This is a genomic window from Stutzerimonas stutzeri (assembly GCF_013522825.1).
Taxonomy (GTDB): Bacteria; Pseudomonadota; Gammaproteobacteria; order Pseudomonadales; family Pseudomonadaceae; genus Stutzerimonas; species Stutzerimonas stutzeri_AK.
Genome location: NZ_JAAMQZ010000029.1, coordinates 37,323 through 51,489 on the forward strand (window position 1 = coordinate 37,323; position 14,167 = coordinate 51,489).

General features: G+C 56.4%; 9 protein-coding genes and 3 pseudogenes. 6 read left to right on the forward strand and 6 right to left on the reverse strand.

The features are described 5' to 3' along the window. Positions 1 to 146 precede the first annotated feature (146 nt). A complete protein-coding gene (locus G7020_RS17055; protein ID WP_102857155.1) occupies positions 147 to 1,067 on the reverse strand; it encodes a cation diffusion facilitator family transporter in 921 nt (306 codons plus the stop codon). A gap of 400 nt (positions 1,068 to 1,467) precedes the next feature. Between G7020_RS17055 and G7020_RS17060 the strand changes: the two genes are divergently transcribed. Next, complete coding sequence (locus tag G7020_RS17060; RefSeq protein ID WP_080573167.1) at positions 1,468 to 1,698, forward strand: hypothetical protein; 231 nt, start codon at positions 1,468 to 1,470, stop codon at positions 1,696 to 1,698. A gap of 227 nt (positions 1,699 to 1,925) precedes the next feature. On the opposite strand, the gene G7020_RS17065 is transcribed toward G7020_RS17060, so the two are convergent. Genes G7020_RS17065 through G7020_RS17075 form a run of 3 tightly spaced genes read right to left on the reverse strand, consistent with a single transcriptional unit; the run spans position 1,926 to position 7,694 of the window. After that, positions 1,926 to 5,090: a CusA/CzcA family heavy metal efflux RND transporter gene (locus G7020_RS17065; RefSeq protein ID WP_181086362.1), complete on the reverse strand. Its 3,165-nt coding sequence runs from the start codon at positions 5,088 to 5,090 to the stop codon at positions 1,926 to 1,928. 19 nt (positions 5,091 to 5,109) lie between these two features. Then, on the reverse strand, positions 5,110 to 6,417 hold the full coding sequence (locus G7020_RS17070) for an efflux RND transporter periplasmic adaptor subunit (RefSeq protein ID WP_003291209.1): 1,308 nt from the start codon (positions 6,415 to 6,417) through the stop codon (positions 5,110 to 5,112). A 41-nt stretch (positions 6,418 to 6,458) separates the two neighbouring features. After that, complete coding sequence (locus tag G7020_RS17075; protein ID WP_003291211.1) at positions 6,459 to 7,694, reverse strand: TolC family protein; 1,236 nt, start codon at positions 7,692 to 7,694, stop codon at positions 6,459 to 6,461. A gap of 306 nt (positions 7,695 to 8,000) precedes the next feature. Between G7020_RS17075 and G7020_RS17080 the strand changes: the two genes are divergently transcribed. The 4 genes from G7020_RS17080 (at position 8,001) to G7020_RS17095 (ending at position 12,526) form a co-directional block, all read left to right on the forward strand. Beyond that, positions 8,001 to 9,323 (forward strand): OprD family porin, encoded by a 1,323-nt coding sequence (locus G7020_RS17080; RefSeq protein WP_003291213.1) that lies wholly within the window; start codon positions 8,001 to 8,003, stop codon positions 9,321 to 9,323. Positions 9,324 to 9,644: 321 nt separating this feature from the next. Continuing rightward, positions 9,645 to 10,319 carry a heavy metal response regulator transcription factor gene (locus tag G7020_RS17085; protein ID WP_003279674.1) on the forward strand — a complete coding sequence of 225 codons (675 nt, stop codon included), beginning with the start codon at positions 9,645 to 9,647 and terminating at the stop codon, positions 10,317 to 10,319. Next, the gene (locus G7020_RS17090; RefSeq protein WP_181086363.1) at positions 10,316 to 11,689 is read left to right on the forward strand and encodes a heavy metal sensor histidine kinase; all 1,374 of its coding nucleotides are present in this window, start codon (positions 10,316 to 10,318) and stop codon (positions 11,687 to 11,689) included. Before G7020_RS17085 ends, G7020_RS17090 begins: the two co-directional genes overlap by 4 nt. A 519-nt stretch (positions 11,690 to 12,208) precedes the next feature. After that, on the forward strand, positions 12,209 to 12,526 hold the full coding sequence (locus G7020_RS17095; protein WP_003291217.1) for a co-regulatory protein PtrA N-terminal domain-containing protein: 318 nt from the start codon (positions 12,209 to 12,211) through the stop codon (positions 12,524 to 12,526). A gap of 25 nt (positions 12,527 to 12,551) precedes the next feature. Here the strand turns inward: G7020_RS17095 and G7020_RS17100 are convergent. Then, positions 12,552 to 12,718, reverse strand: a pseudogene (locus G7020_RS17100) (Cd(II)/Pb(II)-responsive transcriptional regulator); the annotation flags it as partial. Positions 12,719 to 12,860: 142 nt separating this feature from the next. Here G7020_RS17100 and G7020_RS17105 point away from each other — a divergent pair. Further along, positions 12,861 to 13,764 (forward strand): annotated as a pseudogene (locus G7020_RS17105) (IS5 family transposase). A 148-nt stretch (positions 13,765 to 13,912) separates the two neighbouring features. Here G7020_RS17105 and G7020_RS17110 read toward each other — a convergent pair. Beyond that, positions 13,913 to 14,152 (reverse strand): annotated as a pseudogene (locus tag G7020_RS17110) (MerR family transcriptional regulator); the annotation flags it as partial. Positions 14,153 to 14,167 lie beyond the last annotated feature (15 nt).

Genomic DNA, 14,167 nt, shown 5'->3' on the forward strand with positions numbered 1-14,167 from the left:
GCCTGATCTCCTTGTGAAGAACTGCTTTGGCCACATGCCGCTAGCATGTCTCTGGTCGATGACATAGCGGCAACGAGTGATGTCACAAGTTCACTCCGTTGATATCGAGCTAACTGTCTAGCAACAGCGTTGAGCGCAAAGCAGGCTTATGCTTCGCTGCGATGACTGTCGGCCTGCCTGGTGTCGATACAAACACTGCCGTCTAGCTCCATTTCAAGTGTCGAGTGGCTGACTTTGAATTGCTCATGAAGTACTCGTTTTAAATCAGTCTTTACTCGTTCAATATCGGGCAGGCTAGCCTTCTTGATGACAACATGTGCTTCCAGTGCGATTGTATGCTCAGCGATTTCCCATACGTGTACGTGGTGAACACTCACAACGTCGTTTACATGTTCCATGATATTGATTATGTCGGCGATGGAAACTCCTTCTGGCGCGCCCTCCATCAACAAGTGAATGGTTTTAGGTAGCATGCTAAAGCCTTGCCAGAGCACGTAACCAGCAATCATCAGTGTCAGTACAGTATCCGTCCAGTACCAGCCATATAGAAGTATCAATGTCCCGGCGATAATCACGCCGACGGACGCCAGTGCATCCGACACATTGTGCAAGAATGCCGCCTTTATGTTCATGCTGTCCTTAGACATCGTGTATGTGAGCAAGGCAGTGACGATATCTACAATCAAGGCTACTCCCGCGACCACGACCACCGTCCAACCTTCAATGGGCTGCGGGGAAAACAACCGGCCTACAGCCTCATAGATAAGATAGAGGCCGACGATAATCAGCGTGACCAAGTTGATCAAAGCCGCTATGGTTTCACTGCGCCGGTAGCCAAAGGTTTTAAAAGCATCTGGCGGCCTGCGACCGATCTTACGTGCGATCAGCGCAATAACCAGTGATGCGGCATCGCTCAAATTATGTAGCGCGTCAGCTATGAGCGATAAGCTACCAGAAAGTATTCCGCCGACTATTTGCCCCAGTGTTAATGCTGTATTAACGCCAATAGCAACCATTAGACGCTTATCGCCTATGGCTTCGGTGTTATGGTTATGTTCGTGGACCATTGGTTTATAACCGCCTATTAAAAAACCACCATTAGACTAAGGCCAAGAAGCCAAACAGCCGCCCATAACGGCAAATAGACAATAATAGCCATTTATATCGTCTTGCACGGAAACAGCTTCCAAACCATTGACAGAAATCTGACCACCACCGCCCGCGTTCGTGCGTCATTGCCTACAATATGCCGATAACTGGCCGACCCTTGTCATGGTCTGAACATGACAGACCTGTAATCTTTCGATAATTTTCCGGGGGCTCAAGCTGCACTGCGAAATATTACATTTCAATAATGTAATGCTTGGCTCACACTGCCGTTATCTTCGGTCGCGCAAAATTCATTCGCACCTGTAGAGCTCACCGGGAAAGCTCAATAAGCCACTTGAATTTCGCGAGGACTGCATTATGAACCTGTTGAAAGCTATTGTTGTTGGATCGGTCATCTTCGGCTCCGCATTGTCTTATGCAGGAGATGGCTATGACCGTTCAATGAAATTTAATGAAAAATTCCGTGCAGATCAAAAACGAATTCACGGATCCGAGTCAGCTGGAAAAAAATTAGACGTCCTAGAAGCTAAGAATACGCGACCAGATCAGAGCAATATGCTAATCAAGAAAGAAACCAAAACTGACTAACCGCTTCATCCCGAACAATCTCCGCCTCCGATAGCTTCCGAGTCCCGTTGGTAAAGCTGTATTAAGCGCCTTTCGAGGCGCTTTTTTTTCTTCCAATAACGTGCCCGTCATCGTTACCAGCGCATTGGGGGCCCACAAATCGCTCAGTGAACCCTTTAAAGCTTCGATTTTGATGTTCATAAAAAAGGCCAGGCATCGAGCCTGGCCTTTTTGTGCGAAAACCAATATCAGGTCGCGTCCTCATTCTCTTCGTTGCGTCTCCTGCGGCCCTGCAGGACCGTGTAATAGAGCGCTGGCAATACCAGCAGCGTCAGTGCCGTCGAGGAGAGGATGCCGCCAATGACTACGGTTGCCAGGGGCCGCTGGACTTCCGCACCGGTCCCGGTGGCCAACGCCATTGGGACGAAGCCGAGCGACGCCACCAGCGCTGTCATCAGGACTGGGCGCAATCGCACCAGTGCGCCCTCACGCACAGCCTCGGATAAAGGCCGGCCTTCCTCTAGCAATCCTTTAATGAAAGCAATCATCACCAGTCCGTTGAGTACTGCCACACCCGACAACGCGATGAACCCGACGCCAGCGGAAATTGAGAGGGGAATGTCCCGGAGCCAGAGTGCAAGAATTCCCCCAGTAAGCGCGAACGGAATGCCAGTGAAGACGACCAGCCCATCGCGCAGTGTGTTGAACATCATGAACAGCAGCACGAAGACCAGCAGTAAGGCGACTGGGACGACCAGCTGCAGGCGCTTGGCGGCAGCCTGCAGCTGCTCGAACTGCCCACCCCACGTCGTCCAGTAACCGGGCGGTACCGGGTTTCGTTCAGCGATTGCTGCAGACGCATCTTGGACGAAACTGCCAATGTCACGCCCTCGAACGTTGGCGCTTACCACCACCAGACGCTTGCCATCCTCACGGCTGATCTGATTCGGGCCCAGCACGAATTCCAGCGTGGCAACCTCAGCCAGCGGGATAAAGTCGATTCGGTCGTTGGCAGCACCCGCTACCGCTGGCACCGGAATCGGCAGGCGAGCCAGCACATCCGGATCGGCACGCAGCGTATCGGAAAGACGAACAACGATGTCGAAACGACGGTCACCCTCAAAAAAGGTTCCGGCTTCCCGTCCGCCAATCGCGGCGGCGACGGTATCCTGCACATCGCCGATGTTGAGCCCGAAGCGTGCCGCCTTGTCACGATCCACATTGACGCTCAGCAATGGGAGGCCCGTCGTCTGCTCCACTTTAACTTCGGAAGCGCCTGGTACGTCTTGCAATATCGCCGCGATGTCATCAGCTGTTTTGTTGAGAACATCCATATCGTCCCCGAACACCTTAACGGCCACATCGCTGCGAACTCCGGAAATTAGCTCGTTAAAGCGTAACTGGATCGGCTGAGACATCTCATAGTTGCTGCCCGGCACAGATGCGGCCGCCTTTTGGATGTCCTCAATGAGCTGCTCGCGGGATTTGTCCGGATCTGGCCATTCTTCCTTGGGCTTGAGCATCACATAGCTGTCCGAAATATTCGGCGGCATCGGGTCAGCCGCGATCTCGGCGGTGCCGGTTCGGGCAAATGTACGCTTGACCTCCGGGACCTGCTCGGCAATTGCCTTTTCCAGCCGCTGCTGCATATCCACGGATTGGGAGAGGCTGGTCCCTGGAACGCGCAGAGCTTGAAGCGCAAAATCACCCTCGCTAAGGCTCGGAATGAACTCGCTACCCATTCGCATCACCAGCAGGGCAGACAGCAGCACGCTAGCGACGGCGCCACTGAATACCAATGTGCGGTGACGCATGACCCAGTCGAGCACGGGCGCATAGCCATTGCGCGCTGCGCGCATCAGGCGGTTGTCCTTCTCTTGCACCTTACCAGTGACAAAAAGCGCAACAGCAGCGGGCACGAAGGTGACCGATAGAATCATGGCACCCAACAGTGCGATTACCACGGTGAATGCCATGGGGTGGAACATCTTCCCCTCGACACCGGTGAGCGCAAAGATGGGCAGGTAGACCACCATGATGATCAGCTGGCCGTAGATGAGCGGACGCCGTGCCTCCTTGGCCGCCGCGAATACTTCGTGGAAACGCTCGCTACGGGTCAGAATCCTGCCATGTTTTTCCTGGGCGTGGGCAAGCCGGCGGATGGCGTTTTCGACGATGACCACCGCACCGTCGACGATGATGCCGAAGTCGAGAGCCCCTAGGCTCATGAGGTTGGCACTGACTTTGTTGGTGGCCATGCCGGTGAAGGTGAACAGCATGGACAACGGGATGACCATTGCTGTGATCAGGGCTGCACGCAGGTTGCCGAGGAAGAGAAACAGCACGGCGATAACCAGGATCGCGCCTTCGATCAGGTTCTTGCGAACCGTGGCGATGGCCTTGTCCACGAGGTCGGTCCGGTCATAGACCGTTATCGCGCTTACGCCTTTTGGCAGGTTCTGGTTGATACTCTCCAAGCGCTGCGCGACGGCCTGCGACACGCTACGGCTATTTTCTCCTACCAGCATGAAGGCGGTCCCAAGGACCACCTCGCGTCCATTGTCGGTGGCCGCCCCTGAACGCAGCTCACGGCCGATCCCCACTTCGGCAATATCGCGAACCCGCACGGGCGCGCCGCCTGCGTTGCTCAGGACGATATTGCCAATGTCCGCGGGGGAGTCGAGCTGGCCAGGTGTGCGGATCGACAACTGTTCGCCGTTACGCTCAATGAAGCCGGCGCCGACGTTGGCATTGTTGCGCTCAAGCGCAACGACGAGCTGTTCCAGAGTGATTCGGTAAGCGGCCATGAGCTTCGGGTCGGGCGCGACCTGATACTCTTTGGCGAAGCCACCGATTGTGTTGATCTCGGCAACCCCTCGAACGTTTCGCAGCTGCGGCTTGATGATCCAGTCCTGGATTTCGCGCAGGTCCGTCGGCGTGTAGGGCTGACCATCAGCACGGCGCGCCTCGGGCTCTGCCTCGACCGTCCAGAGGAAAATTTCCCCCAGGCCCGTGGAGATGGGACCGAGGGTGACCTCCACGCCCTGCGGAAGCTCATTACTCGCGGCCTGCAGCCGTTCACTCACAAGTTGCCGAGCGAAATAGAGATCGGTGCCATCGTCAAAGATCACGGTGATCTGAGCGAACCCGGAGCGCGACAATGAACGTGTCTGGCGCAGGTGGGGCAAGCCGGCCATCGCCGTCTCGATGGGGAAGGTAACGCGTTGCTCGGTTTCAAGCGGCGACGCGCCTGGGACTGCGACGTTAATTTGAACCTGTACATTGGTGATGTCGGGCACAGCGTCGATGGGCAAGTGCTGGTAGCTATAAACCCCGACGCCGGCCATGCCCAAGACCGCGAGCAGCACTAGCCAGCGCTGCTCGATGGCGAAGCGAAGAATACGTTCGAACATGAGTTAGGTATCCGGAGGATCAGTGAACGTGCTCGGCGGAGCCTTTGCCGAGTTCGGATTTCAGGATGAAGCTGCCAGCGGTCGCGATCTGTTGGCCGGCCTGCAATCCGTCACGAATTTCCACGCGATTTTCGTCGCGCTGGCCCAGCGAGACCGAGTGCGCCTGGAAGCCGTGCGGCGTGCGAACGAAAACCGTCGGCGCGTTTTCGACGGTCTGGACCGCCTCGACTGGAACCGTGACCGGAACACTACGTCCGTCGGCGCTAACTCGGACCGTCACGAAAAGACCGGGACGCCAAGCCCCATCGGGGTTGGCCAGGGTCACGCGGGCTGTTGCGGCACGCGTCTGCTCGCCCAGCAGGCTGCCCACATGGGCGACCTTACCCATTGTTCGCACCCCTAGCTCGCCGGCAACAACTTCGACTTCTCGGCCGACGGTTACGCGCATCAAATCACGGGCAGGTACGCTGAACGTAGCCCAAACCCGCGACAAATCAGTCAGCGTGAAGACGCTGGTCGTTTCATCTGCACGTTCGCCCAGCACAATATGCTTCTCGACGACGACTGCATCGAAAGGTGCACGGAGCTCGTAGCGATTGCCCACACCGGAGTCACTTCCGCCGCCCAGCGCCCGTGTTTTTTCCTGGGCATTACGCAAGTCGATTTCTGCTACGCGCAGGCTCTGCTGGGCCTGCAAATAGTCCTGTTCTGCAGAGATACGCTCCTGCCACAGAGTGCGCTCACGCTCGAACAAGATGCGAGCCAGTCGGAGGCGCTGCTCGGCGGCAGCCAGCTCACTACGCTGTTCGGACAGCTGCTGGCTGGCGATAACCGCCAGCAACTGGCCCTTCTTCACCTGGTCACCCAGGTTGACCGAAACAGATTCGACAACGCCTGCCACACGGGGCACGACATGCGCCGTGCGGTCTTCGTCGAAACGCAGCTCGCCCGGCAGGGAAACGGACGAGCCGATCTCGGCTGGTCCGACCTTGCTTAGCTGAATGCCTGCGGCACGTATTTGCTCCTCAGATAGCTCAATCTCACCTTCGGCGTGCTCTTCGTTGCCGTGCTTGTCCTCCTCACCGCCATGACCGCTTTCGTCACCATGGCCGTGGTCATCGCCTTCAGCGCCATGACCATCTTCGTCCCCATGGTCGTCCTTGGATTTCTCTTGACCGCTTTCTCCATCCTCATGCGCATGGCCATCCTCGGCGTGCTCAGCCTTGTTATCGCTGGCCTGTGCGTCAAGAACGAAGCCTTGTCTTACGCCAATGCCTGTCAGCAGTATCAAAGTGACCGCCAGAGCGATTCCCGTCTGTTTTTTCATGCAAGCTCCCCCACCGCCAATACGTAATGGCGGCGTTTCGGTCATTCGAAGGTAGTAGTAGGTCCGTACAGCCGCTCGATACGCGCCCAGGCGTCGACCACGGCTTGCAATGACTGCAGATAGCGCGTGCGTGCATCGATCAGCGCACGCTGTGCATCGAGCACGTCGAGGAACGCGAAGCGGCCCAGGCTGAAGCCACGTGTAGCCGCTTCCACGGTTCGCTGTCCTGCCGGCAGAATCCGGTTGCGTATCTCCTCGACGTCCCCAAGTGCGGTGCGCCAGTCGCGCAGGGCCTGTTGGATCTCCGCACGCACACGCAGCTCGGCCGCATTGCGAAGATCACGCGCCTGTTCCGCCCGCCGTGCGGCCGCCAGAACATTGCCTTGGTTACGATCAAACAAAGGCAGCGGAACAGAGAGGCCGACGAGGTTGATGCGTTCACGCTCGATTTCGTCGTACTGGCTACCGATACTGACGCTTATGTTCGGGTAGCGCTGGCTGCGTTCAAGCCCCAGCTCGGCTTCACTCAAGGCCACTTGGCGCAGAGCTCTACGCATATCGGCACTCTCACGCACGCGCGCCAGGAGTGCAGATTCGCTAGGCACCTCTGGCAGGTGTTCGAAACTGCCCATCAAATCGCCAAAATCCGGTGCGTCGGTCCCGAGCATGCGCGCTAACATCTGGCGAGCGTTGTCCCATTCTTGTCGTGCTCGCCGCAGGTCCAGTTGTACGGTCGCCAGCTGCATGTCGGCGCGCGTCGCCTCCACTGGCGAAACTTTTCCGGCATCGACCTGTGCGTCGGCGACCTTAGCAGCCCGTTCGGCCAATGACAGAGAGGCCTCGGCCAGTCGCATGCCTTCTTGCGCACGCAAGGCCGCGAAGAATGCCTGGATCACATCTGCACGCAACCCCTGACGCCGAACGTCGAGGTCGGCATCCACCATCGATCGATTTGCGTCCGCCACACCGATTCGAGCGCCGCGCTTGCCACCTAACTCGATTGGCTGTGTGATCGTGATTGAGCGAGTCTGGCGATCGGACTGAGTGTCTTCCACCTCGAATCCTAATTCCGGATTTGGAATGGCCGCAGCCTGGCGGCGGAGGCCGCTCGCGATACCGATCTCCGCCCGCGCGGCGGAGAATTCTGGGTTGCGTTCATACGCAAGGGACACGGCTCGCTCCAGTGTCAGGCCGTCTTGCGCGCCCACCTCAAGCGACATCAGTGCCAGCCCAAGCAGGCCGCTGGCAAGCAGATACAAGCGTTTCTTTTGGTACATACGCAACACTGCCGGGCAGTGCCCCCTTATTGTCGATCGCGTTTCTCCAGCCGCGCTAAACCGGCCAGATAGCTGATGGCTAAACGGCGGTGACTTTATATAAGGGCGGATATCGACCGGGTGACCGCAACATTACAAATTTGTAATCCACGAAATGCTTGCGGTTGCGCCGCTGCAGATTACGAGATCGTCATTTGCCGCTAATCCTGCGGTCATTTGTAGGGGGAGATCATGGCCAAGCGCTAAAAACAAAAAGGCAAGAGGCGTCGTTCGAACGCTGACATGCGGTATATCAGGAGCATCATCATGAGCAAAAAGGCCGCCCTTTCACTGACAGCCCTTTCACTGGCACTGGGCAGCGCCCCGGTTTTTGCCCAATCGGAAACAGCAGCGGAGGGCTTCATCGAAGGCAGCACGCTATCGCTGATCAATCGCAACTTCTATTTCAATCGAGATTTCCGCGACGGTGAGAGCGCAACCGGCAATGGCTACTCTGAGGAATGGGCTCACGGGCTGATGGCCTTCTTCGAGTCCGGATATACCCAAGGCTCGGTGGGGATCGGCGTCGACGCCTTCGCCATGCTCGGCCTCAAGCTCGATTCTGGATCAGGACGTTCCGGTGCTGGCGGAACCGTCGATCTTCTCCCCTACAATAGCGCCGGCGATGCCGAGGATGACTTTTCTCGAGTGGGGGGGGCCGTGAAAGCACGGTTCTTGGACACCGAGATCAAGGCAGGCGATGTATTTCCCGCTACTCCCGTCGTGCACTTTGGTGACGCACGGCTGCTGCCGGAGTCTTTCAAGGGTGTCACCGTTGTGAACAACTCGCTGGACGACCTCACCCTCCAGGGCGGCCGCCTGCACGCGATGAGCCAGCCCAATACCAGCAACACGAACGATGACTTCGTCACGTTTTATGGCGGCGGCGTCGACGCCCCTTGGCTCGGCTACGCGGGCGGTGACTATAGCGTGAACGAAAATCTCAGTTTCAGCTTGTATACCAGCCGCCTCAAGGAAGCCTGGAACCAACATTACTTCGGTCTATCGGCCACCTATCCGCTTTCCGATGCCGTCGTGCTGCTGGGCAGCTTCAACTACTACAAGGCAACCGACGAAGGTCGGAAACTGCTGGGCGAGTTTAATAACAGCATCTGGAGTTCCAGCCTGGGTGTCGCCTTCGGCGCGCACACCGTCACGGCGTCGTATCAGCGAAACAACGGTAACAACGACTTTGACTACTTGCGCCAGGCTGACTCGATCTACCTGAACAACTCCATCCAGTACAGTGATTTCAACTCACCTAAAGAGCAGTCCTGGATGCTGCGTTATGACCTAAACATGGCGGGTTACGGCATACCTGGGCTTACGTTCATGACTCGCTACGCCCGCGGCTGGGGCGCCGATTACAGCAACGCAAATGAGGTATACATGCGCCAAGACGATAACGGCGCGCCTCTGACCGGACAGAAGCGCTGGGAACGCGACGTCGAAGCACGCTACGTTGTACAGACAGGCTCGTTCAAGGACCTCTCTCTGCGGGTGCGCCAGGCTACAACACGGGCGACTGCTTTCGAGTCCGACCTCAATGAGGTTCGATTCATCGCCGAGTACCCGCTCTCGATCCTGTGAAGCACTACGAGCAACACCACATCTTCTTTTTGTGCTCCCTTGGTTTGAAGATGTGTTTCAGGCGCCCGTAGGGCGCCTTTTTTTGCTTAAGTGCACCTCCTTGGGCTGCGGGTCAACCAAATGACCGGTAGATTACAAATTTGCAAGACAGCCCCGCAGGACTTTTACCGCGTTAAAGTGCTTCCCGCTTCCCTGTGCAGATCATTTCGCCTCTGCCTTTCACGCTAGAGCCAAACCTCTTTCGTCTTGACCTTATAGTTACTACATGGATTATTTTTGGTTCCGCTTACCACGCACCCCCTTGCCGAGTTACCTGAAAACATGCGCATTCTGGTTGTAGAAGACGAGATCAAAGCTGCGGAATATCTGCAGCAGGGTCTTATCGAATGTGGGTACATCGTCGATTGCGTAAGTGATGGGCTCGATGGATTTCACCTGGCACTGCAGAACGACTATGACATCGTGCTACTGGATGTGAATCTGCCAACCATGGATGGGTGGGAGGTGCTCGAACTCATCAGGCGGCGTAAGCAGACACGCGTCATCATGCTGACCGCCAATGGTCGCTTAGAGCAAAAAGTCCGCGGTTTGGAGCTGGGTGCTGATGACTATCTGGTCAAGCCGTTTCAGTTCCCTGAGCTGCTCGCTCGTATCCGGTCACTGTTGCGGCGAGGCGAGGCAGTCGCACTTCCAAGCAACCTGCGTGTAGCCGACCTCGAACTGGACCCAAGCCGGCATCGGGCCTACCGGAATGGTCAGCGTATTGATCTCACCAGCAAAGAATTTGCGTTACTGCATCTGCTCATGCGCCGGACTGGCGAAGTCCTCACGCGTACCGAAATAACTGCCCTGGTGTGGGACATCAACTTCGACTGCGACACCAATGTGGTGGATGTTGCGATTCGTCGCCTGCGGATGAAAGTGGACGAACCCTTCGGCGATCGCCTGATACACACCATCCGGGGTGTGGGCTACGTGCTGGAGGCGCGGCCTTGAAGCCACTCAGCCTCGCATCGCGTCTCGCGCTTCAAATCACACTTACCGGCGCCGCTTTGGTCGCGCTGCTGATTGCACTGAGCTACTGGGTACTGGTGCGCCAACTGGAACTGCGCGCCCAGGAGGAAGTGACGGCCAAGCTCTCGCAGATCGATCATGGACTCCTCGAAGACACCAAACCCCGTATGGGCCGTTCCTGGCAACACGTACTGAGCGATACGGTACTCGGCCATGACAACCTTTCGATTACAGTCATCGGCGATACAGCGAAATCACACATTTTCAGTATCGGCCGCTTCGCCAAAGAGCTGCAGCAGCTGGATCTTGTGAGCAGGGACGGCGACTATCTTGGCTGGACAACGAAAGATGGGGTGCAGATGCTAAGCGGGCGCAAGCAAATCCAAGTCCCGGGACTGGCTCCAATGACGCTTTTACTTTCGCAAGACCGCAGTGCCGATCAACGGCTGGTGGCTGCTTTCCTGCGCTCGGCCTTAGTGACCGTGCCGATGCTACTGATATTAATCGGATTGGCTGGGTGGCTAATCGCTCAAAATGGTTTGCGACCGCTGCGCAAGTTCCGGGCGTTGGCGACTAAGGTATCGACACAGGACCTATCACCCCGAATCTGTAGCGATCGGCTCCCACAAGAGCTCCAGACATTGGCGCACAGCCTCAACGTAATGCTTCATCGACTCGATGACGGCGTTCAGCAACTGACACAGTTCTCGGACGATGTGGCCCATGAGTTGAAAACTCCGTTGAACAACCTAATAGGCAAGGCGCAGGTGACTTTGGTACGAGAGCGAAGCAAAGAGCAGTATCGCGAAGTGCTCGAATCGTCGGTCGAAGAGCTCGAACGCATGGATCGAATCGTGTCAGACATGCTGTTTCTCGCCCAGGCCAGCCACTCCAGCCCGGCACTGAAGCTCGAACAATTATCCTTAGGAAGTGAGGCGAGGCGCGTATGTGAATACTTCGAAGTCCTCGCCGAAGAAGCGGGAGTCGCAACGACAGTAACGGGCGATGCCGTGGTTTTAGGAAATCGGCTTATGGTCCAACGGGCCATTTCCAACCTGTTATCCAACGCGTTGCGGCATTCGAATAATGGCAGCACGGTCGAATTTAAGATCCTTGAGGAGAACGTAGACATCGTCTCGCTGGCTGTCACCAATCATGGCGCGACTATCGAATCGGATCATCTCCCACACCTGTTCGACCGCTTTTACCGCGTGAACGGCATACAACCTCGTGGAGCAGGCTTGGGGCTAGCGATTGTCCGTTCAGTGATGAACCTCCACAAAGGCCACGTGGCCGTCGCCAGCAAAGACGGTCGGACCACGTTCGAACTCACCTTTCCTCGGCATGCCTGATTCAAAGTGATACGGCATGGAGACAAACGTCACTGCGAAAGGTACTGTCAAACTACGCGACGAGCGACTATCTAAAGTGGATCTCGGCTTGGTATCCACTCCCACGAGCCCAACGCCATACATGTAATGCATGCGTCTGGCGAGAATTCACAGCCTCAACTTCCGCCTATCGTGCAAGTTGCCGACGGGGGAGTTGCGCTGACCGACATGTCGTCGATGCACAGACTATGAACGGCATCCCGACTGGGTCGCAAAAGGTGAACATGGCCATGGACCAGAAGTTGGCGGGCCAGACCGTTAATGCCACCAGCATGGTCAAGTATGATTATAAGCGCGACCGTCACCTGCTCACGGTCAGGCCTAATCGAAGCGTAGGGTGGTCTACAATAATGATGAGTTTTCAAATAGGGTCGGATCAGCAAAAAGCGAGGGTTAATTACGCCTTTGTAATGCAAAGATCATCTTCTGGTAAGGGTCAAACCTATAATATAAATTATCAACTAACCAAGAGGTGTAATAATGAGCCGCCCTGCTAAAGTAATTCTACCGTTCTTTTTCGCTTTTGCTTCTTCGCTCGCAGTGGCAGAAGGCGGGGGGGAACTAACAATGCAGCGCGTTGACAGTGCGTCAGTAACAAAGCCCACTCTAAAAATGCTTTTAAAAGAAGGTAAAGTGCTGAGTATAGCACCCGCAGGAATGACCGGTACGACCGGAATGATTCAGAACTATGGAGCTAACGGAAAAGTTCAAACGTACGAGATGAAGATTAAGTCTCCTGATGGGAATATCCATACGGTCGAGTTTTTGAGCGCCCCGGTTGGTGTAAACAACGGCTAACGGGCCAGTAAGTTCCCAACACCATTCATTTAGTGCATGCGTTCTCGCTAATGCCGGCGAGAATGCCGCAAGCCTCAACTTCCCGCCCATCGTTGCAATTAGCCCGCAGTGAAACGAGTGTCGTTCGAGTGACTGCCGGGCGGTTATCTGCGACCTGACTTGAGAAATGTGTTCATCGAGCAAGGCATTAAGGAAACCCTGAAGAAGACTTCCTGAATCTGGTGAAATACGCCGATCCCGTTGCCCGAGTTTCCCGATGAAGCAGATGACCTTCGCCGACGCCGAGTACGCCGGCAAGCGCAAGCAGACCCGCAAGGAATTGTTCCTGATCGAGATGGACCAGGTGGTGCCGTGGAAGGGCTTGATTGCCTTGATCGAGCCGCACTACCCGAAGGGCGAAGGTGGTCGTCCGGCCTACCCGCTGCTGGCGATGCTGCGTGTGCACCTGATGCAGAACTGGTTCGGCTACAGCGATCCAGCGATGGAGGAAGCGTTGTACGAGACCACCATCCTGCGCCAGTTCGCCGGCCTGAGCCTGGAGCGCATTCCCGACGAAACCACCACCCTCAACTTCCGCCGCCTGCTGGAGAAACACGAGTTGGCGGCTGGGATTCTGGCGGTGATCAATGGCTACCTGGGTGACCGGGGTCTGTCGCTGCGCCAGGGCACCATCGTCGATGCCACGCTGATCCACGCACCCAGTTCGACCAAGAACAAGGACGGTAAGCGTGACCCGGAGATGCATCAAACGAAGAAGGGCAACCAGTATTACTTCGGCGCTAAAGCGCACATCGGTGCCGACGAAGAATCGGGCTTGGTGCACAGCGTGGTGGTGACCGCCGCCAATGTCGCGGACATCACCCAGGTCGACAAACTGCTGCACGGCGAGGAAAACGTAGTGTGTGCCGACGCTGGTTATACCGGAGTCGAAAAACGCCCTGAACATGAAGGCCGCCGAGTCATCTGGCAGGTCGCGGCCCGACGCAGCACCTAGTAAGAAGCATGGCAAGCGCAGTGCCTTGTACAAAGCGATCCGCAAGATTGAGAAAGCCAAGGCTCAGGTGCGGGCGAAGGTTGAGCATCCATTCCGCGTGATCAAGCGGCAGTTCGGCTACACCAAGGTGCGCTTCCGCGGATTGGCCAAGAATACTGCGCAGATGGTGACGCTGTTTGCCCTGTCGAATCTGTGGATGGCCCGCCGACATTTGCTGGCCAGCGCAGGAGAGGTACGCCTGTAATGCGGAAAATGACTGCTGCGAAGCGCTCGCGGTAGCGAAAAAGATAGAAAAGTGCGACTGACTTGAGTGTTTTGGATCGAGTGGCCACTTTCAAAATCGGTAGGCGCTGAATTCAGCCAGAAATGCATGGCTACTTCAGACCATCCTTAACGGCCGTACAAGGCTGGCGAGGGTCATCCTGGTAGCTTTGGAGTGCGTGAATCTCTGGGAGTTACAGATTCAGGATGCGGCAGCGCCGGATGAAGGCTAGCCGCTCGCCATGCTTCTCGGTGTAGACACGATAGCCGTTCGCCTGGCGATCAGGCGGTGGCAGCAAGCCCTGCTGCTCATAGAAGCGGATCGTCTGTGTATCAATCTCTATTAGCCTTGCTAACTGACCAATGCGCATCGTGTGAATCCTCAT